A 20238-nucleotide genomic window follows, 5' to 3' on the forward strand; every position below is an offset into this window, starting at 1 on the left:
GTGCGGGTGGGGGAACCTGAGCCGCGCTGTGGACTCCGCGCGCCACTCCTGATGTATGCCAATACACGGCGTCGCGGCGTGCTCGCCACAGCACGGCTCAGAACCCCCGGCGGTGCCGGTTGCTCAGGTGGGGTACTGCGAAAGCACCTTCGGTGCTTGCCTGACGGTCTTTCGGGTCCTCAGCCGCAGTTGGTCGGGAGTTTTTCGAGGCAGGGGCGTTTGGCGGTGCGGCCGTCTCCGCTGGAGACTCCTCGGAGGCGGCGGCTGATCCACGGAGCCAGGTACTCGCGGGCCCACTTGATGTCCTCGGCGGCCTGCTCCTGCCAGCTGCGCTCGTCGAGATCCGGCCAGGGCTCGTTCCAGTCCTCCGACGTCGGAAGGCCGAGGGTTTCGCAGGCGCGCAGCGCGACGCGGCGGTGGCCGTCGGCGGACAGGTGCAGCCGGTCCTCGCACCACGCGCGGGGGTCCTGCAGGACCCGCATCGACCACAGGTCCATGACGTAGCAGCCGTGCGCGTCGGCGATCGAGCGCAGGTGCGAGTTGTAGGTGCCGACCTTGCCCCGCACGTGCTTGAGCACCGGGGTGCGCGCGGTGTCGAAGCCCGTGCCGATCAGCACGTCGGCCCCGGTCGCGCGGAGCCGGCTCACGGCGTCCTCGAACAGCGCCGCCACCAGGTCGGGGTCGCTGCCCGGGCGGATGATGTCGTTGCCGCCCGCGGTCAGCGCGACCAGCGACGGCTTGAGCTCGATGGCCTGCGGCACCTGGTCGGTGACGATCTGGCGGATCAGCTTCCCGCGCACCGCCAGGTTGGCGTAGCGCAGATCCGGGTCGTGCTCGGCGATGTGCAGCGCCAACCGGTCCGCCCACCCCCGGAAGACGTCGGTCTCGGCCGTGGCATCAGCCAGACCTTCGGTGAAGCTGTCTCCCAGCGCGACGAAGCTGTCCCAGCGCCCCGATCCCATTTCGACTCGTCCCTCCTGCTCATCCCCGCACGCCCGTGGTGGTCCGAAATCAACAGTGGCCCTCGGGAACGTACCTACGCCACCGAAGGTTCCCGCCAAGTGACAAACGGCACTGGCCAGTCTAGAAAATATGTCCGATTGGTCTGTTGACTTTGCCGAAACGATGCTCTTCCTTGATGTGCGGTGTATCCGCCCGTCACGGGCCGAGAAGGTGGATCTTGGCAGGAAACACCGATACGGGTGAACGCCAGCTGCTAATGTCCTTCGGCGGTAACAGAAGTGACAAGGGGGCTCACGATGACGCGATCGCTGCAGGTCACAGCACGACGCGCGTCCGCTCGCAGGACGCCGGAGCGGGTGTTTCGCGCGCTGCTCGTCGTGTCCGGTTGATGGGGAACGACGACATGGGGCATTGCGTCGATTCCACGAGGACCGCGACTCTGATCGTCGCTCTCCGCAACCGTCCTGCAGATCTGGGGGAATCGTGACGGCACCGCAGAATCCGGCGTCCGCGCCGGGGCCGGCGGGCTTCGAGGCACCGAACCGGCGAGCTCCGGAACCGGGAGGCAGGCGCCGAGCGGACCCGCCGCTGCGAGGTTCGCTGAGCGACGCCGGACCCGGAGGTCCGCCTCCCGCACCTCCCGCGCGTCCGGCTCCGCCCGCGCAGCGCCCGGGGCACTTCGACGTGCGCGCCGAACTGGCCGCCCTCGCCGCCGAACCGCACCCGTTCGCGTTCTGGCAGCGGGCGGAACAACTCCCCGACCGCTTCGAGCAGGAGCAGCGCGGGTCCGGACCGGCCGTGAGGCCCGTCACCGAACCCTCGCGCCCGTCCACCGGCGGTCTGCCCTCGCTGTCGGGCGATCTCGGTGGCGCTCCGGCGCGACCGGCCGAGATGTCCGGCTCCCTGGAGTCCGACGAACCGCGCCACGGCCGACCGGAGAGCGCGAGCCTGAGCGGTTCGCTGCTCCCGCCCGCCGAAAACCCGCGTCCCGCACCGAATCCGGCTCCGGACAGCGGTCCGCAGCCGCAGGTGCGCGACGGAGTCCTGCGCGGCCCGCTGACCGACGGTCCGCCCAGCGGCCCGGTTCCGCAGGTCTCCCACGCGCCGCCACCGGTGGAGGCGCCACGACCGCCCCACCCGCCGATGGCCCAGCCGCCCATGCCTGAGCCTCCGATGCCCGAGCAGCCGGTGGCCCCGCCGCCGATGCCTGAGCCGCCGATGGCCCAGCCGTCGAGGCCCGAGCCTCCGATGCCCGAGCAGCAGATGGCTCACCCGCCGATGCCCGAGCCATCGATGCCCGAGCAGCCGGTGGCCCAGCCGTCGAGGCCCGAGCCTCCGATGCCCGAGCCGCCGGAAGCGCCCTTCGCGGAGCAGGCGTCGGTACCGCCGCGCCCGGACGCCGCCCAGCGCCCGGACGGACCGCCTCCGAGCCCGCCCGCGGGAATGTCCCCGGCCGGTCCGCCGAGCGGCCCGCGTCCGCAGGGCCCGCCGCCGGGTCCGCCGAGCGGCCCGATGCCGCAGGCAAGCCCGCCACCGGGTCACCCGGCCGGGCCTCCGCCTCCGCAACACCCCTCGCCACCTGCGGGAACGCCCGCGCCGCCGAACAGCGGGCAGCAGCGTCCGCCGCGTCCGCAGGGCCCGCCGCCGATGGCGCCACCGCCACGACCGGGGCCTCCGCCGGCTCCGCAGCAGGCCGAGCAACCGGTCGCGCAGCAACCGCCGCGCCGGCCGGAGCCTCCGCGCCCGCCGGATCAGCACCCGGCGGAACCGCCCCAGCAGGACCAGCAGCGTCCGAAGAGCAGGACGGTGCGCACGCCGAAGATCAACGAACGCGCCGACGGCGGGTTCGGCCCGATGGGTTCGGCCGGTGCCTGGTCGAACGGCACGGGTCGCGCCGGGTACGGGCGCAACACCTCGTGGTCGGCGGACGACTTCAAGGAAGAGCGCCGCGAGGGTGGCGACGACCTGCGCGCCGGTTCCGGCTACAAGCCGGGAGAGACCGGCAGCGGTGCCGTGCCGCAGTTCCTCATCGAGGCCGACGAGCTGTGGGACGACGATGACGGCGGCCGTCTCGTGGCACCGCCGGTGCTCGGCGAGTCACCGGCGAGCTTCCGGGACTTCTGACGCGGCGAAACCCCTGGCGGACCGGCCTTCGGGCCGGTCGCGCCGGGGCGCACTGATAACACTAACTACCGCTGACGCGAAATGTGAGCTGTGATGGTTGAGACGATCACCTTGTCGGCCCCCGCGGTCGATCTGCTCGGTGAGCAGCTGAACCTCACCGTTCGGCAGTACCCGTTCGAGCTGCCGCGCATCGCGGAGCTCCCGGAGGACCGCAACGTCGTCGCCCAGCGGGTGTGGCAGGAGCTGGAGTCCGCGGGGCTGGCCCGCAACGGGCGCCCGGAACCCGAGGTCGAGGACGCGCTGTACCTGCTGTGCAGTTCGGAGGTGTCGATCGCCGCGGCCGGGCTGCTCGACGTCCGCGCCGGGCACCGGCTGGCGGCGCGCGTGGTGGCCACCGGTGAGGTCGGCGTGCTCGGGATCTTCGACGGCCGGGGGATGCGGATGACCTTCCTGCCGCCGAGCGACCTGCCGCGCACCGCCGCCGACCTGCTGCCGGACGCCCCGGTCGGCGCGGGTCCCGCGTTGCGCGCGGTCGCCGACCGGCGCGGCGGCATGCCCGCCGACGCCGACATCGAAGGCCTGCCCGAGCTGCGCGCGGTGACGTCGAGGCCGAAGTTCCGCTTCGGCCACTTCGTCGTCGCGGGTGCCCGGCGGGCGCGCGTGCCCAACCTCATCTGGTTCGACACCGACCAGGGCCGCTACGCGATGCGGGGCGAGCGGGTCGACGGCCAGGACGCCGTGGCCTGCCAACCCGCCGACAAGCCGACGATCGCCGCGGAGATCGCGACGCTGGTGGAACGAGCGCGCCGCCTCGGGTAGAGGTGGGGTGACCGTTTCGCCGGGAGAGCCACCCGGGCATGAGGCCGGGGTTTGGCCCCCCGTGGAAGTTAGGGCAGGCTTAGTGTCGTGACGCAGGGGCAGACGGACACGGGCCGAGACGATCGCGATTCGTTCATGCGGTTGCTCGGCGGGCGCAGCAGCGCGATCGACGCGAGCCTGCCGCCGGTCGCCTTCGGCGCCGGCTGGTTCTTCGGCGGCGAGTCGATCGTGATCGGCAGCGCGGCGGCCGTGGTGGTCGGTGCCGTCCTCGGCGGCTTCCGGCTCCGCAAGGGCGCTCGCCCGCTCGCGGTCCTGATCAGCTTGCTGGCGGTGATGCTGGGAGCGCTCATCGCGATCCGCACCGGCGACGCCGCCGACTTCTTCCTGCCCCGCCTGGCCAGCAACGCGCTGAGCGCGCTCGCCTGGATGACCAGCATCGCGATCCGCTGGCCGCTGCTGGGCGTGGTCGTCGGCGTCGCCTTGCGGCAGGGCCGCTCGTGGCGGCGCGATCCGGATCTGATGCGCGCCTACAGCCGGGCCAGCTGGGTGTGGGTCGGCCAGTACGCGGTGCGGCTGGTCGTGTTCATCCCGCTGTGGCTGGCCGGGGCCACCGGTGCGCTGACCATCGCGCAGGTCGTGCTGACCTGGCCGCTGGTGGCGGTGTGCATCGCGGTGAGCTGGTGGGTGCTGCGCCGCACCCTGCCCGACGACCACCCGGGCATGCGCCATCCGAGGGAGCCCGCGATGTGACACCTCCGAGGCGCGGGCGCACAATGCGCTCATGTCTCTCGGCAGCGTGATCACCGCGATCGTGACCCCGTTCGACGACCGGCAGAAGGTCGACGAAGAAGCGTTCCTGAACCTGTTCCGACACCTGTTGGCCAACGGCTCCGACGGCGTCGTGGTGTGCGGCACCACCGGCGAGGCACCGACGCTGTCGGACGCCGAGCACCTGCGGCTGGTGGAGCTGGCCGTCGGTGAACGTCCCGAAGGCGTCACGGTGATCGCCTCGACCGGCTCCAACAACACCGCGCACGCCTGCTGGATGACCGAGCGCGTCACCGAGATCGGCGCCGACGGCATCCTGTCGGTGACCCCGTACTACAACAAGCCCAACCGGCGCGGGCTCGTCCGGCACTTCACCGAGATCGGCAAGGCCACCGACAAGCCGGTGGTGCTCTACAACGTCCCGTCGCGGATCGGCCTGTCGCTCGACAACGACCTGCTCGCCGAGCTCGCGCAGATCGACAACCTCGACTACGTCAAGCAGGCCGACAACGACGCCCTGGCGCAGGTCGACGGCCTCGGCCTCTACGCGGGCAACGACGACGGCTTCGCGCAGGCCCTGGACCTGGGCGCCGTCGGCGGCATCCTCGTCGCCAGCCACCTGGTCGGCCCCCAGATGAAGCAGATGGTCACCGACCCGGCCCGCCGCGCCGAGATCGACGCCTCCCTCAAGCCCCTCTACTCGGCTCTGAGCGTCACCACCAACCCCATCCCGGTCAAGGCGGCCCTCAACCTCCTCGGCCACGAGGTGGGAGCCCCCCGCCTCCCCCTGGTCGAGGCGGACGAGTCCGAACTCCGGGTCATCCGCAACGCCCTCACCGAGGTCGGCCTCTCCTGACCCGATTTCAGTGGAACTCCCCCCCGATCTCAGTGGAAATCCGGGCACGGACTTCAGTGGAAATCGCAAACCCCGACCGCAGCGGAGCTCCGGGGACGGACTTCAGTGGAAATCGGGTCCCTGACTTCAGTGGAATTTCGGGCGCTGATCTCAGCGGAAACCGGTGGGGTCAGGGGAGGAGGGTTTTGTGCAGGGAGTTCGGGTCCTGGGTGAGGGGGAGGGCAGCTAGCCAGGCTGCGGCTGCTGCGCCGGGACCCGCGGTGCGGGGTTCCGGCCAGGAGCGGGCTTCGAGCTCGGCGCGCAGCGCTTGGCCGATGCGGTTGTCCGGGTGGAGGAGACCACCGGCCAGGACCACCGGGGAGTGCTGATCGGGCCGGGCCGTCGCCGCGGTGTCGGCCAGCAGGACGGCGGCGCGGTGCACGATGTCCTCGGCCGCGTCGTCCTCCGCGCCCGTGACCAGCGGTGCGAGCTCGGCGAGGTGGATCGGCTTGCTCGCGTTGGCCGCCACGATCACCGCCTTGCGCTCCGGAGCGACGCCGAGGTGGTCGCACACCGCCTCGACCAGCCCCTCCACCGGGGCACCGCGCTCCAGCGCGCGCAGGGTGGCGCGCACGGCTTCGCGGCCCAGCCAGTAGGCCGAACCCTCGTCGCCCAGCAACCACCCCCAGCCGCCGATGGTGGCCGCCGTGCGGTGGTCCTCGACGCGTTCGGCGACCGCGCCGGTGCCGGCGATGAGCACCGTGCCCCTCGGCTCCGGGGTCCCCGCGGCGAAGGCGACCACGCCGTCGCTGACCGGCGTGGTCTCGCAGCCCAACCCGAGCCGGGCCCACTCGCTGCGGAAGAACTCGCCGAACGCGGGATCGGCCATCTTGCTCACCCCGGCCATGCCGAGCACGCATCCGCGCACCGCAGACGGGTCGTGGCCGCCCAGCGCCTCGCGGGCGGCGCCGGCCATCTGCGCGACCGCGTCCGGCGCGGGGTGCGAGTTCGGGTTGCCGCCCGCCGCTTCACCGGTGCCCAGCACGCGGCCGGTCAGGTCGCTGACCAGCGCGCGGCTGCTGGTGCCGCCGACATCCAGACCGAGGACGAGGGCCGTGTCATCACCGTGCATGCGCTCTTTGTACTCTCGCGCGGCGCGATCGGCGGGCGCCGCGACGGGAAGTGGCCAATTCGAGCCCTGGTCTCCGAAGCGGAGAGCCGATATACATCGACAGGTCGTTTCATCCGTCGGGGAGAAGAGAAAACATGGGCGACGCCTGTACGAGCGCCTGCCGCGTTCAGTCTGATGTGGACATTCGCGGAGGCGCTCGATGACCGTGGACACCCACCATCACCTGTGGGATCTCGACGTCCGCGACCAGCCTTGGATGACCGGCCCGGAGATGGATCCGCTGCGCTGCGACTTCCGCCCGGCTGACCTGCAGGCCGCGATGCGGGGAACCTCGGTGGACGCGACCGTGCTGGTGCAGACGGTCGCCGATCCGGACGAGACTCCCGAGATGCTGGTGCTGGCCGAGACCGTCGACCGGGTGGCCGCGGTCGTCGGCTGGGTCGACCTCACCGCCAAGGACGCCCGCGAGCGGATCGGCCGGTTGCAGACCCATCCCTCCGGCGGCTGGCTGCGCGGCATCCGGCACCAGGTCGAGGACGAGCCCGACCCGGACTGGCTGGTCAGGCCCGACGTGCTGGCCGGGCTCGGCGCGGTGGAGGACTCCGGGTTGCTCTACGAGCTGCTCGTCCGCCCGCACCAGCTGCCCGCCGCGATCAAGGCCGCCGGGCAGTTCCCGCAGATGACGTTCGTGCTCGACCACTGCGCGAAACCGGACGTGGCCGCGGGAGAGCTCGAACCGTGGGCGAGCCGGATCCGCGCGCTCGCCGCGCACCCGAACGTCGTCTGCAAGCTGTCCGGCCTGGTCACGCAGGACGACTGGGCGGCGCAACCGGACCCGTCCCGGCTGCGCGCCTACGCCGAGGTCGTGCTGGAGGCGTTCGGGCCGAGCCGGATCATGTTCGGCTCCGACTGGCCGGTCTGCCTGCTCGCGGCCTCCTACGCCGAGGTCCTCGGCGTGGCCAAGGACCTGACCGCCGGGCTCAGCGATGCGGAGCGGGCGGCGGTCTTCGACACCACCGCCCGCGAGATCTACAACCTCTGATCCGCGGTGATCACGTCGTCTTGGTGACCTTCTGCAGGCCGCGGGGGTTGTCGGGGTCGATGCCCCTGGCCAGCGCCAGGCCCAGAGCCAGCTGCTGGGCGGGCAGGATCTCCAGGATGGGAGCGATCTCCTCGGCCGACTCCGGGACCGGGATCCGGTGCGCGGCCGGAGTTTTCGACGCCGCCGAGCCGATCGCGCAGATGTCGGCGCCGCGCTGGTGCACGGCTTCGACGACCTCGCGCGTCGACTCGCCGCCCAGGCCCGCGCTGCACAGCGCGAGCACCGCGGTCTCGGCGTCGATGGCGGCGACGGGGCCGTGCAGCAGGTCCGCGCCGCTGTAGGAGCGGGCCGACAGGTAGCTGGTCTCGGCCAGCTTCAGCGCGGTCTCGTGCGCGGTGGCCAGCGAGTACCCGCGTCCGGTGGTGACCATCCGGCCGGCGAAGCGGTACCGCTGCACGGCCTCCTCGACCGGGTCGGCCGCGTCGGCGAGCGTGGTGGCCGCGAGGTCCGGAAGGGTTCGGGCGAGGGCGGCACCCCCGCCGCGAATGGCATCGATGAGCAGGTACAGCGCCAGCAGCGTGGCGCTGTAGGTCTTGGTGGCGGCGACCGCCTGCTCCGCACCGGCTCGGATGTTCAGCGACAGCTCGGCGGCCGAGGCGAGCGGGGAGTCCGTGGTGTTGGTGACCGCGACGGTGAGCGCGCCGCTGGCCCGGCCGGACTCGGTGACCGCGACCAGATCGGGCGAGCCGCCGCTCTGGCTGACGGTCAGCAGCAGCACGTCGGTGAGGTCCGGACGTGCGCCGTAGAGCGTGGTGGTCGAGGGTGAGGTCAGGCCGACGGGCAGTTGCAGGAGCACCTCGATCAGGTACTTCGCGTACAGCGCGGCGTGGTCGCTGGAGCCGCGCGCCGCGAGCAGCGCGAACCGCGGACGGCGTTCGGCGATGACCGCCGCGACCTCGGCGAACTGCTCCTGCGCGGCCAGCAGGTCCGCGAAGATCGCGGGCTGCTGGTCGATCTCGTGCTTCATGTGGGTGCCGGGGGTGGCGGACATCTCGGCCCATCCCTTCCATAAGGTCCAGACCAATTCTACCCGGTCCGGAACCGAAGAGCACCATCGTTCGTCCGATGGTCGGCTTCACCACGGCCGCCGGGGCGTCGCGGATTGTGGTGAGCGACACTCATTGTCAACAGGAATCGGCGTTAGTGTGCACGCGCACCAAAGTCTGAATTGATCAGTGCGGACGATCTGCCGGAGACGCGTTTCGCGGGGCCGCGCGGTCGGGCATGCTCGGAGGTCAGGCTGCGGCGGGTAGGAGGAACGATGCTCGACACGACCGTGTCCGGCGGCGCGGATTCGCAGGGCCGCGCACCACGGGAACCGAAGTACTGGGGGCTCAAGCAGCACCTGCTCGACCTGCTCAGGTCGATGCCGCCCGGTTCGCCGATCCCGACCGAGCGCTCGCTGGCCTCCGAGTTCGACGTCTCGCGCACCACCGTCCGCCAGGCGCTGGCCGAGCTGACCGTGGAAGGCCGGCTGCTCCGCGTGCAGGGCAAGGGCACCTTCGCCGCCAAGCCCAAGGTCGCCCAGCGCCTCCAGCTGTCCTCCTACACCGAGGACATGCGCGCCCAGGGCAGGCAGCCGACCTCCCGGCTGCTGGAGGTCGTCGAGGAAGCCGCCGACGAGGAGCTCGCCGTCCTGCTGGGCACCAAGGCCGGTTCCGCCGTGCTGCGGCTGCGCAGGCTGCGCTTGGCCGACGCCGAACCGATGGCGATAGAGACCACGCACTTGCCGCTGGCCCGCTTCCGCGGCTTGACCGCGAAGCTGGAGTCCGGCGGGTCGCTCTACCAGGTGCTGCGGGAGACCTTCGAGGTCGAGCTCGGGCACGCCGAGGAGACCATCGAGACCGCCCTGGCCAGCCCGGAGGAGGCCGAACTGCTCGGCTCCGACGTCGGCCTGCCGATGCTGCTGCTGTCCCGGCACTCCTTCGACACCGAGGGCCGACCGGTCGAATGGGTCCGCTCCATCTACCGCGGAGATCGGTACAAGTTCGTCGCGCGACTCAACCCGCCCGCTTGATTCCATAACGGTGCGCAATCGCGTTTTCGCGCAGTGGCACCGCTTTTCGTTACACGTCGTGGGAGTCCTCACGAAAGAGGCCGAGGCGGAGAAATCCGGCCCCGCACGCGCGTTGGTGATGCAGATGTGCGACTCCAATTGCGTGTGTGAGGGAAATGGCGAGGGGTGGAGCGGATTCGGCTGAAGATCAGCCGGAGAAGCAGAGCGAGAAGAAGACGCAGGTGTCACCGGCGCAGGTCGGTGGCGCTGCGCTGGCGTCGGTGACGGCGGCGTTCCTGGGTTCGCGGCTCGGCGTCGCGGGAACCGTCGTGGGCGCGGGCCTGACCAGCGTGATCATCACGGTCGGCGGCGCGCTCTACCAGCGGTCGATCGAGAAGACGAGGGAGAAGGCGGTGGTCGCCGCCGCGCGGGCCTCGGTGCTGCGGCAGCGCAAGACCCAGTCCACCCAGGTCTCGGGAACCGAGGAGGCGACGCGGAAGATCCAGGTCACGGGCTTGCAGTGGCCGGGTGGCGAAGCCGTCGAGGAACCCTCCGCCGAGCGCTCCAGCACCCGGACCGTGCTCTCCCCACCGGTGCCGCGCCGCAGGTGGGGGCGCTGGACCCTGGTCGGCGCGACCTGCGCGGCGGTGTTCGCGGTGAGCATGCTGCTGGTGACCGGTTTCGAGGGCCTCACCGGCCGCCCGCTGTCGGGCGGTGACGGCACGACGCTCGGCCGAGTGCTCCAGCCCGCGCCGCGGACTCCGGTCAGGACCGAGCCCGTCGAGCCCACGACCAGCGAATCGGCGCCGACCAGCACGACGCCGTCGCCGGAACCATCCGCTCCGCCGACCAGCTCGCAGCAACCCGCCCCGAGCGCGCCGCCGACGCAACCACCGACGCAGCAGCCGAGCGAAACCGGTTCGCCCGCAACGCAATCCTCGACCACCGAACCGGTTCCCGAGTCGGCCGATCCGGGACTGCCGCTCCGATAAATGCGAAAAACGGTGAAATGCGCCTCATTCCGATCTTGATCGAGAAGCTATCGGAGTTGTTTTGCGCACATTGCGCTAAAAGCTGGATGTGATTCCCCTGAGGAAATCTGATACTGGACCGGCGACGGGGCCTTGAGAGATCAGGTCATCACAAGGGAGACACGAGATGAAACGTAGACTCGCGGCTCGCATTGCCGGGACCGTTCTGGTCACCGCGGGCACGGTCGCCGCGCTGACCATGCCGGCCACCGCCACCGCACCCACCGCCGTCCCGGTGGCGGGCACGCTGCTCGACGCGATGCAGCGCGACCTCGGCCTCACCAAGGAGCAGGCCCTCGACCGGCTCCAGCTCGAGTCCGCCGCTCAGCGCACCGAGAGCACCCTGCGCGACGCGTTGGCCGACTCCTTCGGCGGCGCCTACTTCGACTCCGCCACGGGCAAGCTCGTGGTCGGCGTGACCGACGCGGCCCGCTCCGAGCAGGTCCGCGCCGCCGGTGCCGAGGTCCGCCAGGTCGCCTTCAGCACCAAGCAGCTCAACGGGGTCGTCGACGGGCTCAACGCGGGCAAGGCGCAGGCGCCGAAGAGCGTCACCGGCTGGTACGCGAGCAACAAGCAGAACGCCGTCGTCGTCACCGTCAAGCCGGGTGCCGCCGCCGAGGGCGCGCAGTTCGCGCAGGCCGCGGGCGTGCCGACCGAAGCGGTGAAGGTCGTCGAGTCGCAGGAGCAGCCCCGGACGCTGATGGACGTGGTCGGCGGCAACGCCTACTACATCGGCAGCGGCGCTCGCTGCTCCGTCGGTTTCGCCGTGGAGGGCGGGTTCGTCTCCGCCGGCCACTGCGGCGGTACGGGCGACACCACCACCGAGCCCAGCGGCACCTTCGAGGGCTCGTCCTTCCCCGGTGATGACCACTCCTTCATCTCCGTCGGCACCGACGACAGCCCGCAAGCCGCGGTGAACGACTACAGCGGCGGCACGGTCGCCGTGGCCGGTTCCACGGAGGCCTCGGAGGGCGCGTCGATCTGCCGCTCCGGTTCCACCACCGGCTGGCACTGCGGCACGCTGGAGGCCAAGAACCAGTCCGTGCAGTACGAGCAGGGCACCGTCGAGGGGCTGACCCGCACCGACGTCTGCGCCGAGCCGGGCGACTCCGGTGGCTCGTTCATCTCGGGCGACCAGGCCCAGGGCATGACCTCGGGCGGTTCGGGCGACTGCACCAGCGGTGGCACGACCTACTTCCAGCCGGTCAACGAGGCACTGTCGGCTTACGGCGTCTCCCTGCTGACCCAGTGATCGGTGACAGCGGCTCCCGCTGACACCACTTCACGCACGACGACCCCCGGGATCTTCGGTCCCGGGGGTCGTTCGTCGTCAGGTCAGGGAAGCCGCGCCCGGAGGTCGCGGGCGGCGGCTTCGGGGTCGTCGGCGGCGGTGATCGCGCGGACCACCACGATGCGCTCGGCGCCCGCCTCGATCGCCTCGTCGAGGTTCTCGGGGCCGATGCCGCCGATGGCGAACCACGGACGGCCGTGCCCCCGGTGCTCGGCGGTGTGCCGGACCAGGTCGATGCCCGCGGCGGGACGTCCGGGCTTGGTCGGAGTCGTCCACACCGGCCCGGTGCAGAAGTAGTCCACGCCCGGTTCGGTCGCCGCCGAGTCGGCCTGGGCGATGTCGTGCGTGGAGCGGCCGATCGCCACCTGGTCGCCGACGATGCGGCGGGCGATGTCCACCGGCAGGTCGTCCTGGCCCAGGTGCAGCACGTCGGCCTCCGCGGCCAGCGCGACGTCCGCGCGGTCGTTGACCGCCAGCAGCGCACCGTGCCGCACGCAGGCCTCGGCCAGCACCTCCAGCGCGGCGAGCTCGTGGCGGGCCTCCAGCGGAGCACCGCCCGGGCCCTTGTCGCGCAGCTGGATGATGTCGACACCACCGGCGAGCGCGGCGTCGGCGAACTCCGCGAGGTCACCTCGCTCGCTGCGAGCGTCGGTGCACAGGTACAACTTCGCCTCGGCCAGGCGAGCGCGAATCCCGAAGCCGTCCAATCCAGGCATGTCCCCAGCCTAAGCCTTGTTTCGTGGTTGCTTCGCTCGGCGGTGCCAGTGGCAGGGCCTGAGCGTTCCGTGGACTCCGTGCGCCGCTCCTGATGTACGGCGTCCCGGCGTACTCGCCGCGAAGCCGTTGAAGAACCTGCTGGCTGAGTCCGCACCTGAAGCAGCGGCTCCGCGGCCCTCCTCAGCAGATCCTCCGGACCAGGCGCTGACGTGGCGATCTGTTGACGGGTACGGTGGACGGTGGTGAGCACGGGAGCCCGGCGGACCGGGCTGAGAGGGAGCGCAGGGCTCCGACCGTCGAACCTGATCCGGGTCATGCCGGCGCAGGGAGCGTGGAGTTGTCTGGGAAGAGAACCGATCATGTCGTCGTGGTGGGCGGCGGAGTCGTCGGCCTGTCCGTGGCCTGGCGCGCCGCAGCGGCCGGGAACCGGGTGAGCCTGGTCGATCCGGCCCCCGCCTCAGGTGCCTCGTACGTCGCGGGCGGGATGCTCGCGCCTCTCGCCGAGGCGTGGCCAGGCGAGGAAGAACTGCTCGAACTGGGCTCGACGTCGCTGAACCGCTGGCCGGACTTCGCCGACGAGCTCAGCCGCGCGTCCGGTCTGCCGTCCGGGCTGCGCACCGAGGGCACGCTGATGTTCGGCGTCGACGGCGCCGACCGCGAAGAGCTCGACACCGTCGCCGGATACCTGGCAGGGCTGGGCCGCAGCGTGACCCGGTTGACGGGCCGCGAACTGCGCAGGCGGGAGCCCTCGCTGGGCCCCGCGGTGCGCGGTGGGCTGGAGGTGCCGGGCGATCTCGCGGTGGACAACCGGCTCGCGCTGACCGCGCTGCGCGCGGCGGCGGAAGCGGCGGGCGTGGAGTTCATCGCCGAACGCGCCGAGGCGGTCCGGCCGGGCGCGGTCGAGCTCGCCGAGTCCACTGTGGAGTGCGATGTCGCGGTGATCTCCGCAGGCGCGCACTCGGGTTCGCTGCACCCGGCGCTCGCCGACCGGATCCGCCCGGTCAAGGGCGAGATCCTGCGGCTGCGGCGACGAGCCACCGCGCTGCCACCGCCGACCCGCACGGTGCGGGGCCCGGTGCGCGGCAGGCCCTGCTACCTGGTGCCGCGCGACGACGGGGGAGTGGTGCTCGGCGCCACCCAGCACGAGGTCGGCTTCGACACCGAGGTCACCGTCGGCGGCGTCCGCGACCTGCTCGCCGACGCCGAGACCGTGATGCCGGGCATCGCCGAGTACGCGCTGGTCGAGGCCACCGCCGGGTTGCGCCCGAGCACCACCGACAACCTGCCGGTGATCGGCTGGCTGGAGCCGGGAGTGCTCGCCGCCACCGGACACCACCGGGGCGGGTTCCTGCTCACGCCGGTCACCGTCGACGCCGTGCTGGCGCTGCTGCGCGGCGAAGAGCCGGAACCGCTGATCAAGGCCACCGATCCGAGCCGTTTGGGAGGGCAGCAGTGAACGTCGTGATCAACGGCGAAGCACGGGAGGTCGCCGCGGGCGCCACCCTCGCGTCCGTGCTGGACGACTTCGGCGTGCCGGAACGAGGTGTGGCCGTGGCTCTGGACGGCGCGGTGGTGCCGCGCGCGTCGTGGCCCACCACGGAGCTGCACGCCGACGCAGGCATCGAAGTCCTCACCGCAGTGCAAGGAGGGTGACCGTGGACGACCCATTGCTGATCGCCGGCCGCGAGTTCGGATCGCGCCTGATCACCGGGACCGGTGGGGCGAACAACCTCGCCGTGCTGGAGCGCGCGCTGATCGCCTCCGGAACCGAGCTGACGACCGTCGCGATGCGCCGCGCCGACGCGGGTGGCGGCACCGGTGTCCTCGACCTGCTGCGCAAGCTCGGCATCGAGGCACTGCCCAACACGGCGGGCTGCCGCACCGCCGCCGAAGCGGTGCTCACCGCGCAGCTCGCCCGCGAAGCCTTGGAGACGAATTGGGTCAAGCTGGAGGTGGTGGCCGACGAGGACACCCTCCTGCCCGACCCGATCGAGCTCCTGGACGCGGCGGAGCAGCTGGTGGACCAGGGTTTCGTCGTCCTCGCCTACACCAACGACGACCCGGTCCTGGCGCTGAAGCTGGAGGAGGTCGGCTGCGCTGCGGTCATGCCGCTCGGCTCGCCGATCGGCACCGGGCTGGGCATCCGCAACCCGCACAACATCGAGATGATCGTGTCCCGCGCCAACGTCCCGATCGTCCTCGACGCGGGCATCGGCACGGCCTCCGACGCGGCCCTGGCGATGGAGCTCGGCTGCTCGGCGGTCCTGCTGGCCACCGCCGTCACCCGCGCCCAGGACCCGGAGCGCATGGCCACAGCCATGCGCAGCGCCGTCGAAGCAGGCCGCCTCGCCTCCCAGGCAGGCAGAATCCCCCAACGCTTCTGGGCCCAAGCCTCAAGCCCAGGCACCCCCATGGGCTGACACCCGAACACCCCACTGACACCACGCCCGAGCGCGGCGCAGCCTTCGAACTTCGCGCGAAGTTCGAAGGCTCCCCCGCGCTCGGGCGTGTCTGCCCAGGTCAGGGCCCGAAGCCCGGGGCTGTTGTCGAATTTCGCGCGAAATTCGACCGCGAAAGTTCCGACTCGAATTTCGCGCGAAATTCGACATGCCCGGCCTCAGCGGATGTGGAGGCGTTCGGGGCGGACGAAGCTGATCGTGTAGCTCTTCCAGGGGTTGTCGTAGCCGAAGGTCCGGTCGATGGCCTGGCGGGCGTGGAGGGCGTTCTCGACCAGGGAGCTCGCCAGGAGTTCCGAGGCCGGGGCGCCGCTGGCCGGGATGTCGGGGATCTTCGCCGTGGACTTGCCGCCCAGCAGGTCGTCGACCGCGCGCAGCGCCGGGACCGCGACCTTGCGCTCCTCGGCGGGGCGGAAGGCCAGCGTGGCGACGTCCTGGCGGAGAGCGTCGAGCGCGATCGCCGCGGCGCGGGTGGCGTGGTTGTCGTCGGTCTCCTCGCCGGTGCCGTCGAGCAGCGCGGGCATGCCCAGCAGGTCCTGGGTGCGGCGCAGCGCCAGCACGTTCGCGGCCTGCAGCGCCTTCGGGAGATCGGCGCCCTGGCCGGAGGCGCGGACGCTGCGCAGCAGCTCCGAGACCGACCAGACGGTGGAGCGGACCGCGCCGCGCACGTCCGGGACGATGCTGCTCGGCAGCACCAGGTAGCTCACGTAGCCGACGATCAGCGCGATCGCCGCACCCACCGCCGTGTTGGCGGCGAAGCTGATCCCGACGTTGACCAGCGGGCGGTCCAGCGCCATCGCCTGGTCCACCACGGTGATCACGATCAGGCAGCCCAGCACCACCTGGTACTCGGCGCGCAGCCTCGGCATGTTCAGCAGCATCCCGCCGATGACCAGCGGGATCAGCAGGTAGGCGCCCGGCAGCAGGGTGATCAGGATGGCCAGGGCGGTCACGCCCAGCACCGCGCCACCGGTGCGTTCCAGCGCGCCGGTCATGCTGTCGCGGGCCGCCGGAGCGAGGACCACGTACAGCGCGAGCAGCAGGCTCGACGCCGACGGGTCGCGCAGCAGCAGCACGATCACCATGCCGACCGCGACCGCCAGCGTGCAGCGCAGCGCGTGCCGGAACAGCGAGGACCGGAACGACAGGTGCGCGCGCACCGCGCCCAGCAGCCGTTCCCGCAGGGCGCCGTCCTCGGCGGGCGGCACCGGGCTCTCGTCGCGGTTGACCACGGCGGCGCGGATCCGGTCCAGGCCCTGGTTCACGCCGGCGACGGCGTCGGGCATGTCCTGCCGCCCGCCCCGGGCGATGACGGCCTGGGCGGGGTCGCGGCGGGCGGCCATCGGCAGGCCCGTGCAGGCGCGGGAGCGGATCGCGCGAGCGAGCTCGGAGGCGACCAGGTCGGCCTCGGCGACGATCTCGCGGAGCCGCTCGGCCTCGATCCGGTCGCTCTGCTGGGCCTGCGCGAGCAGCGTCTCGCGGGCGGCGCGGAACCGGGCCGAACCCGCCAGGACCTGCCCGAGCCAGGTGCTCGAACCGTCGGCGCGCCACGCGGCGGAGGCTGATTCGAGCACGCCGGGACCGGGTGTCAGCAGCGTCCGGGCCACCGCGACACGGGTCGCGTGCCCGGGGTCGCCGACCCCGATGATCACCCGCAGCAGCAGCGCGAACAGCCCACCGGCGGCGGTCGAGGCCAGCAGGACCAGGAACGGCTGGTCGTTGCCGATGCCGGTCGTGGTGGTCACCAGGGTCGCGGCGGCGAAGATCTGCCCGCCGATGCGGTAGTGCTCACCCAGCGCGGGCAGCATCCCGGTGCCGAACACGACCACCGCGACGGCGAGCCCGGCCAGCACCGGGACCTTGGTCAGCATCGGGCCGAGGGCCATCATCAGCACCAGCGCCGGCGTCAGCCACATGAACCTGCGCAGATCGGAGCGCAGCGCCTGACCGCTGGTGGCGGTCAGCGCCAGCACGGTGGTCAGCGCTCCCAGCAGCACCGGGGTCTGCAGCTCGAAGAACCCGCCCGCGAACGTTCCGGCGATCACGGCGAGCACCACCAGCAGCACGTATTGGCGCTGCCGAGGATCCGGCGCACCCGCCTCGGTGGCCATCCATCCCCGTGCCCTTGTCAACACCGCTCTAGCCACGCTCTCGCAAACCCCTGTCGTCCCTCGCCGCGCACTCCAGGTTCCGCGCCTGGAATTACGCCCCTCCTCAACATATGTCGACGAGCGGCACCTATCGGGTTACAGGATGCCGACGAGAATCACTCAAATGATTGGTCAGTACGAGCGAGGGCTGACCCGCCAGAAGGTCGAGACCGGTCCCACGCCGGCGCCGAGCGGGTAGGCGTCGGCGACGCTGCGGGTGACGAACCGCTTGCCCCCGCGCACCGCGTCCGGCATCGAGGCCCCCTTGGCCAGCGCGGCGGTGATCGCCGAGGCGAACACGTCGCCCGCGCCGTGGGTGTGCTCGGTGGCGTAGCGCGGGCCGGGCAGCTCGATGGACTCCGTGCCGTTGAAGAGCAGGTCGACGCACTCGGGGTCGTCGGGCAGGTGGCCGCTCTTGATCAGCACCCACTCCGGCCCGAAGGCGTGGATCGCCTTGGCCGCGTCCAGCAGGTCCTCGCGGGTGCGCGCGTCGATGCCGGTGAGCAGCCGCACCTCGTCGAGGTTCGGGGTGACCAGCGTGGCCCGGGGGAACGCCCGGTGGCGCAGCGCGTCGAGCGCGTCCGTTCGCAGCAGCGGTTCACCGCTGCGCGACGCGGCCACCGGATCCACCACGAAGGGCGTCCGGCCGCTGCGGCCGATCCCGTGCCGGTCGCAGGCGTCCAGGACGGCGTCGATGGTGGCGGCCGAGGCCAGCACCCCGGTCTTGGCCGCGCCGACGCCGATGTCGGAGGCCACCGCGTCGATCTGCGCGGCCACCGTCTCCGGCGGGATCTCCACGAGCCCGGTCACGCCGACGGTGTTCTGCACTGTCACCGCCGTCACGGCGGTCATGCCGTGCACCCCGCAGGCGAAGAAGGTCCGCAGGTCGGCGTGCATGCCCGCACTTCCGCCGGAATCCGATCCGGCGATGGTCAGCGCGGTGGGCGGAGCGGTCTCGTCGTGCATTCCCAGCATGCTACGTGCCGCGTGATCCCCTCCGATCGCGCCTCGGCGCGCTCGTGACCAGGCAGTTCGTCGGAGAGCGCGGTGCGTGACGGCAGCGGCACGCGAGGCGATCGACTTCGTGCCGCCCACCGACGGATCTGAGCAGCCGGGACGGCTCGGCAGGAGCCGCCCCGGCTTCGCGATCAGTCCTTGGCCGCGAGCGGCAGGTAGACCTCGCCGCCGGTGCGGGTGAACTCCTCGGACTTCTCCGCCATGCCCGCCTCGATCGCCTCCACGCTGGTGAGGCCGTGCTCCTCGGCGTACTTGCGAACGTCCTGGGTGATCTTCATCGAGCAGAACTTCGGGCCGCACATGGAGCAGAAGTGCGCCGTCTTCGCCGGTTCCGCGGGCAGCGTCTCGTCGTGGAAGGCGCGTGCCGTGTCCGGGTCCAGCGACAGGTTGAACTGGTCGGTCCAGCGGAACTCGAAGCGGGCGGTGGACAGCGCGTCGTCCCGCTCCTGGGCGCGGGGGTGCCCCTTGGCCAGGTCGGCGGCGTGCGCGGCGATCTTGTAGGTGATCACGCCGGTCTTGACGTCGTCCCGGTTCGGCAGGCCGAGGTGCTCCTTGGGGGTGACGTAGCAGAGCATCGCGGTGCCGGCCTGGGCGATCATCGCCGCGCCGATGCCGGAGGTGATGTGGTCGTAGGCCGGTGCGATGTCGGTGGTCAGCGGGCCGAGCGTGTAGAACGGCGCCTCACCGCACAGCTCCTCCTCCAGCCGCACGTTCTCCGCGATCTTGTGCATCGGCACGTGGCCGGGTCCCTCGATCATCACCTGCACGTCGTGCTCGCGGGCGATGTGGGTGAGCTCGCCGAGGGTCTCCAGCTCGGCGAACTGGGCGCGGTCGTTGGCGTCGGCGATCGAGCCCGGCCGCAGGCCGTCGCCCAGCGAGAACGTCACGTCGTAGGCGCGCAGGATCTCGCACAGCTCGCTGTAGTGGGTGTAGAGGAAGCTCTCCTTGTGGTGCGCCAGGCACCAGGCCGCCATGATCGACCCGCCGCGCGAGACGATCCCGGTCACGCGCTGGGCGGTCAGCGGGACGTAGCGCAGCAGCACGCCCGCGTGCACGGTCATGTAGTCCACGCCCTGCTCGCACTGCTCGATCACGGTGTCCCGGTAGATCTCCCAGGTCAGCGAGGCCGGATCGCCGTCGACCTTCTCCAGCGCCTGGTAGATCGGCACGGTCCCGATCGGCACGGGGGAGTTGCGCAGGATGCGCTCGCGGGTCTCGTGGATGCGCTTGCCGGTGGACAGGTCCATCACCGTGTCGGCGCCCCAGCGGGTCGCCCACACCATCTTCTCCACCTCCTCCTCGACCGAGGAGGTGACCGCGGAGTTGCCGATGTTGGCGTTGACCTTGACCAGGAAGTTCTTGCCGATGATCATCGGCTCGCTCTCCGGGTGGCACCGGTTCGCCGGGATCACCGCGCGGCCCGAGGCGACCTCGTCGCGCACGAACTCAGGTGAGACCCCCTCGCGGTGCGCGATGTACTCCATCTCGCGGGTGATCGCACCCGCCTTCGCCCAGCCCAGCTGGGTGTTGTGCTCCCGTCCGTCCTGCCATCCCGCTCGCGTTCGAGGCAGTCCACTGTGGACATCCACGGTGGCGTTGTCGTCGGTGTACGGCCCTGACGTGTCGTAGACGTCGAGGTGCTCACCGTTGGTCAGCTCGATGCGGCGGAACGGCACTCGCAGCCCGGTTTCGGTGCTGCTGAAGACCTTTCGGGATCCCTCGATGGGTCCCGTGGTGATTCCGGATGCGTTCGGATACACGTCGGCCATTGCCGTCCACTCCCTACGCCGGCATTACCCGGTCAGGTTCGTGCGGTCGGCGACCCCGGAGTTCTCCA

Annotated in this window: 18 protein-coding genes and 1 riboswitch; of the genes, 11 read left to right on the plus strand and 7 right to left on the minus strand. The window is 71.5% G+C overall.

Going from position 1 to position 20238, the window contains the following annotated elements; translation table 11 throughout:
- Nucleotides 1-179: 179 nt before the first annotated feature.
- A complete protein-coding gene (locus E1181_RS18865; protein ID WP_132676603.1) occupies nucleotides 180-962 on the minus strand; it encodes an SGNH/GDSL hydrolase family protein in 783 nt (260 codons plus the stop codon).
- 484 nt (nucleotides 963-1446) lie between these two features.
- Here E1181_RS18865 and E1181_RS18870 point away from each other — a divergent pair, with 484 nt between their 5' ends.
- The 4 genes from E1181_RS18870 to dapA all read left to right on the plus strand — a co-directional run bounded on the left by E1181_RS18870 (nucleotide 1447) and on the right by dapA (nucleotide 5530).
- Nucleotides 1447-3087: a hypothetical protein gene (locus tag E1181_RS18870; protein WP_132676605.1), complete on the plus strand. Its 1641-nt coding sequence runs from the start codon at nucleotides 1447-1449 to the stop codon at nucleotides 3085-3087.
- A 93-nt stretch (nucleotides 3088-3180) separates the two neighbouring features.
- Nucleotides 3181-3906: an ESX secretion-associated protein EspG gene (locus E1181_RS18875; protein WP_132676607.1), complete on the plus strand. Its 726-nt coding sequence runs from the start codon at nucleotides 3181-3183 to the stop codon at nucleotides 3904-3906.
- Nucleotides 3907-4041: 135 nt separating this feature from the next.
- The gene (locus E1181_RS18880) at nucleotides 4042-4656 is read left to right on the plus strand and encodes a DUF3159 domain-containing protein (protein WP_132676692.1); all 615 of its coding nucleotides are present in this window, start codon (nucleotides 4042-4044) and stop codon (nucleotides 4654-4656) included.
- Between the two features lie 31 nt (nucleotides 4657-4687).
- The gene (gene dapA, locus E1181_RS18885) at nucleotides 4688-5530 is read left to right on the plus strand and encodes a 4-hydroxy-tetrahydrodipicolinate synthase (RefSeq protein WP_132676609.1); all 843 of its coding nucleotides are present in this window, start codon (nucleotides 4688-4690) and stop codon (nucleotides 5528-5530) included.
- Between the two features lie 169 nt (nucleotides 5531-5699).
- Here the strand turns inward: dapA and E1181_RS18890 are convergent, their stop codons facing one another.
- Nucleotides 5700-6641: an N-acetylglucosamine kinase gene (locus E1181_RS18890; protein WP_132676611.1), complete on the minus strand. Its 942-nt coding sequence runs from the start codon at nucleotides 6639-6641 to the stop codon at nucleotides 5700-5702.
- Between the two features lie 199 nt (nucleotides 6642-6840).
- Between E1181_RS18890 and E1181_RS18895 the strand changes: the two genes are divergently transcribed.
- Nucleotides 6841-7683 carry an amidohydrolase family protein gene (locus E1181_RS18895; protein ID WP_132676613.1) on the plus strand — a complete coding sequence of 281 codons (843 nt, stop codon included), beginning with the start codon at nucleotides 6841-6843 and terminating at the stop codon, nucleotides 7681-7683.
- Between the two features lie 10 nt (nucleotides 7684-7693).
- Here E1181_RS18895 and E1181_RS18900 read toward each other — a convergent pair whose 3' ends face one another.
- The gene (locus tag E1181_RS18900; protein WP_132676615.1) at nucleotides 7694-8734 is read right to left on the minus strand and encodes an SIS domain-containing protein; all 1041 of its coding nucleotides are present in this window, start codon (nucleotides 8732-8734) and stop codon (nucleotides 7694-7696) included.
- A 270-nt stretch (nucleotides 8735-9004) separates the two neighbouring features.
- Between E1181_RS18900 and E1181_RS18905 the strand changes: the two genes are divergently transcribed.
- The 3 genes from E1181_RS18905 to E1181_RS18915 all read left to right on the plus strand — a co-directional run bounded on the left by E1181_RS18905 (nucleotide 9005) and on the right by E1181_RS18915 (nucleotide 12022).
- Nucleotides 9005-9760, plus strand: a complete 756-nt coding sequence (locus E1181_RS18905) for a GntR family transcriptional regulator (RefSeq protein ID WP_132676617.1) — start codon at nucleotides 9005-9007, stop codon at nucleotides 9758-9760.
- Between the two features lie 221 nt (nucleotides 9761-9981).
- Nucleotides 9982-10731: a hypothetical protein gene (locus E1181_RS31490; protein WP_165944673.1), complete on the plus strand. Its 750-nt coding sequence runs from the start codon at nucleotides 9982-9984 to the stop codon at nucleotides 10729-10731.
- A gap of 166 nt (nucleotides 10732-10897) precedes the next feature.
- Nucleotides 10898-12022, plus strand: a complete 1125-nt coding sequence (locus E1181_RS18915) for a S1 family peptidase (RefSeq protein WP_132676619.1) — start codon at nucleotides 10898-10900, stop codon at nucleotides 12020-12022.
- 83 nt (nucleotides 12023-12105) lie between these two features.
- Here E1181_RS18915 and thiE read toward each other — a convergent pair whose 3' ends face one another.
- Nucleotides 12106-12777 (minus strand): thiamine phosphate synthase, encoded by a 672-nt coding sequence (gene thiE, locus E1181_RS18920; RefSeq protein ID WP_132676621.1) that lies wholly within the window; start codon nucleotides 12775-12777, stop codon nucleotides 12106-12108.
- Between the two features lie 239 nt (nucleotides 12778-13016).
- Nucleotides 13017-13124, plus strand: a riboswitch (TPP riboswitch).
- Here thiE and thiO point away from each other — a divergent pair.
- The 3 genes from thiO to thiG all read left to right on the plus strand — a co-directional run bounded on the left by thiO (nucleotide 13116) and on the right by thiG (nucleotide 15198).
- Nucleotides 13116-14234 carry a glycine oxidase ThiO gene (gene thiO / locus E1181_RS18925; protein WP_132676623.1) on the plus strand — a complete coding sequence of 373 codons (1119 nt, stop codon included), beginning with the start codon at nucleotides 13116-13118 and terminating at the stop codon, nucleotides 14232-14234. Its footprint overlaps the riboswitch before it by 9 nt.
- Complete coding sequence (gene thiS / locus E1181_RS18930; protein WP_132676625.1) at nucleotides 14231-14431, plus strand: sulfur carrier protein ThiS; 201 nt, start codon at nucleotides 14231-14233, stop codon at nucleotides 14429-14431. Before thiO ends, thiS begins: the two co-directional genes overlap by 4 nt.
- Before the next feature lie 2 nt (nucleotides 14432-14433).
- Nucleotides 14434-15198: a thiazole synthase gene (gene thiG / locus E1181_RS18935; RefSeq protein ID WP_132676627.1), complete on the plus strand. Its 765-nt coding sequence runs from the start codon at nucleotides 14434-14436 to the stop codon at nucleotides 15196-15198.
- 197 nt (nucleotides 15199-15395) lie between these two features.
- On the opposite strand, the gene E1181_RS18940 is transcribed toward thiG, so the two are convergent.
- The 3 genes from E1181_RS18940 to thiC all read right to left on the minus strand — a co-directional run bounded on the left by E1181_RS18940 (nucleotide 15396) and on the right by thiC (nucleotide 20170).
- Nucleotides 15396-17345 (minus strand): FUSC family protein, encoded by a 1950-nt coding sequence (locus E1181_RS18940; protein ID WP_235876870.1) that lies wholly within the window; start codon nucleotides 17343-17345, stop codon nucleotides 15396-15398.
- Nucleotides 17346-17516: 171 nt separating this feature from the next.
- Nucleotides 17517-18350 (minus strand): bifunctional hydroxymethylpyrimidine kinase/phosphomethylpyrimidine kinase, encoded by an 834-nt coding sequence (thiD, locus tag E1181_RS18945; protein WP_207922212.1) that lies wholly within the window; start codon nucleotides 18348-18350, stop codon nucleotides 17517-17519.
- A 182-nt stretch (nucleotides 18351-18532) separates the two neighbouring features.
- On the minus strand, nucleotides 18533-20170 hold the full coding sequence (thiC, locus tag E1181_RS18950) for a phosphomethylpyrimidine synthase ThiC (RefSeq protein ID WP_132676633.1): 1638 nt from the start codon (nucleotides 20168-20170) through the stop codon (nucleotides 18533-18535).
- Nucleotides 20171-20238 lie beyond the last annotated feature (68 nt).

It is taken from the genome of Saccharopolyspora terrae, assembly GCF_004348435.1.
Taxonomy (GTDB): domain Bacteria; phylum Actinomycetota; class Actinomycetes; order Mycobacteriales; family Pseudonocardiaceae; genus Saccharopolyspora; species Saccharopolyspora endophytica.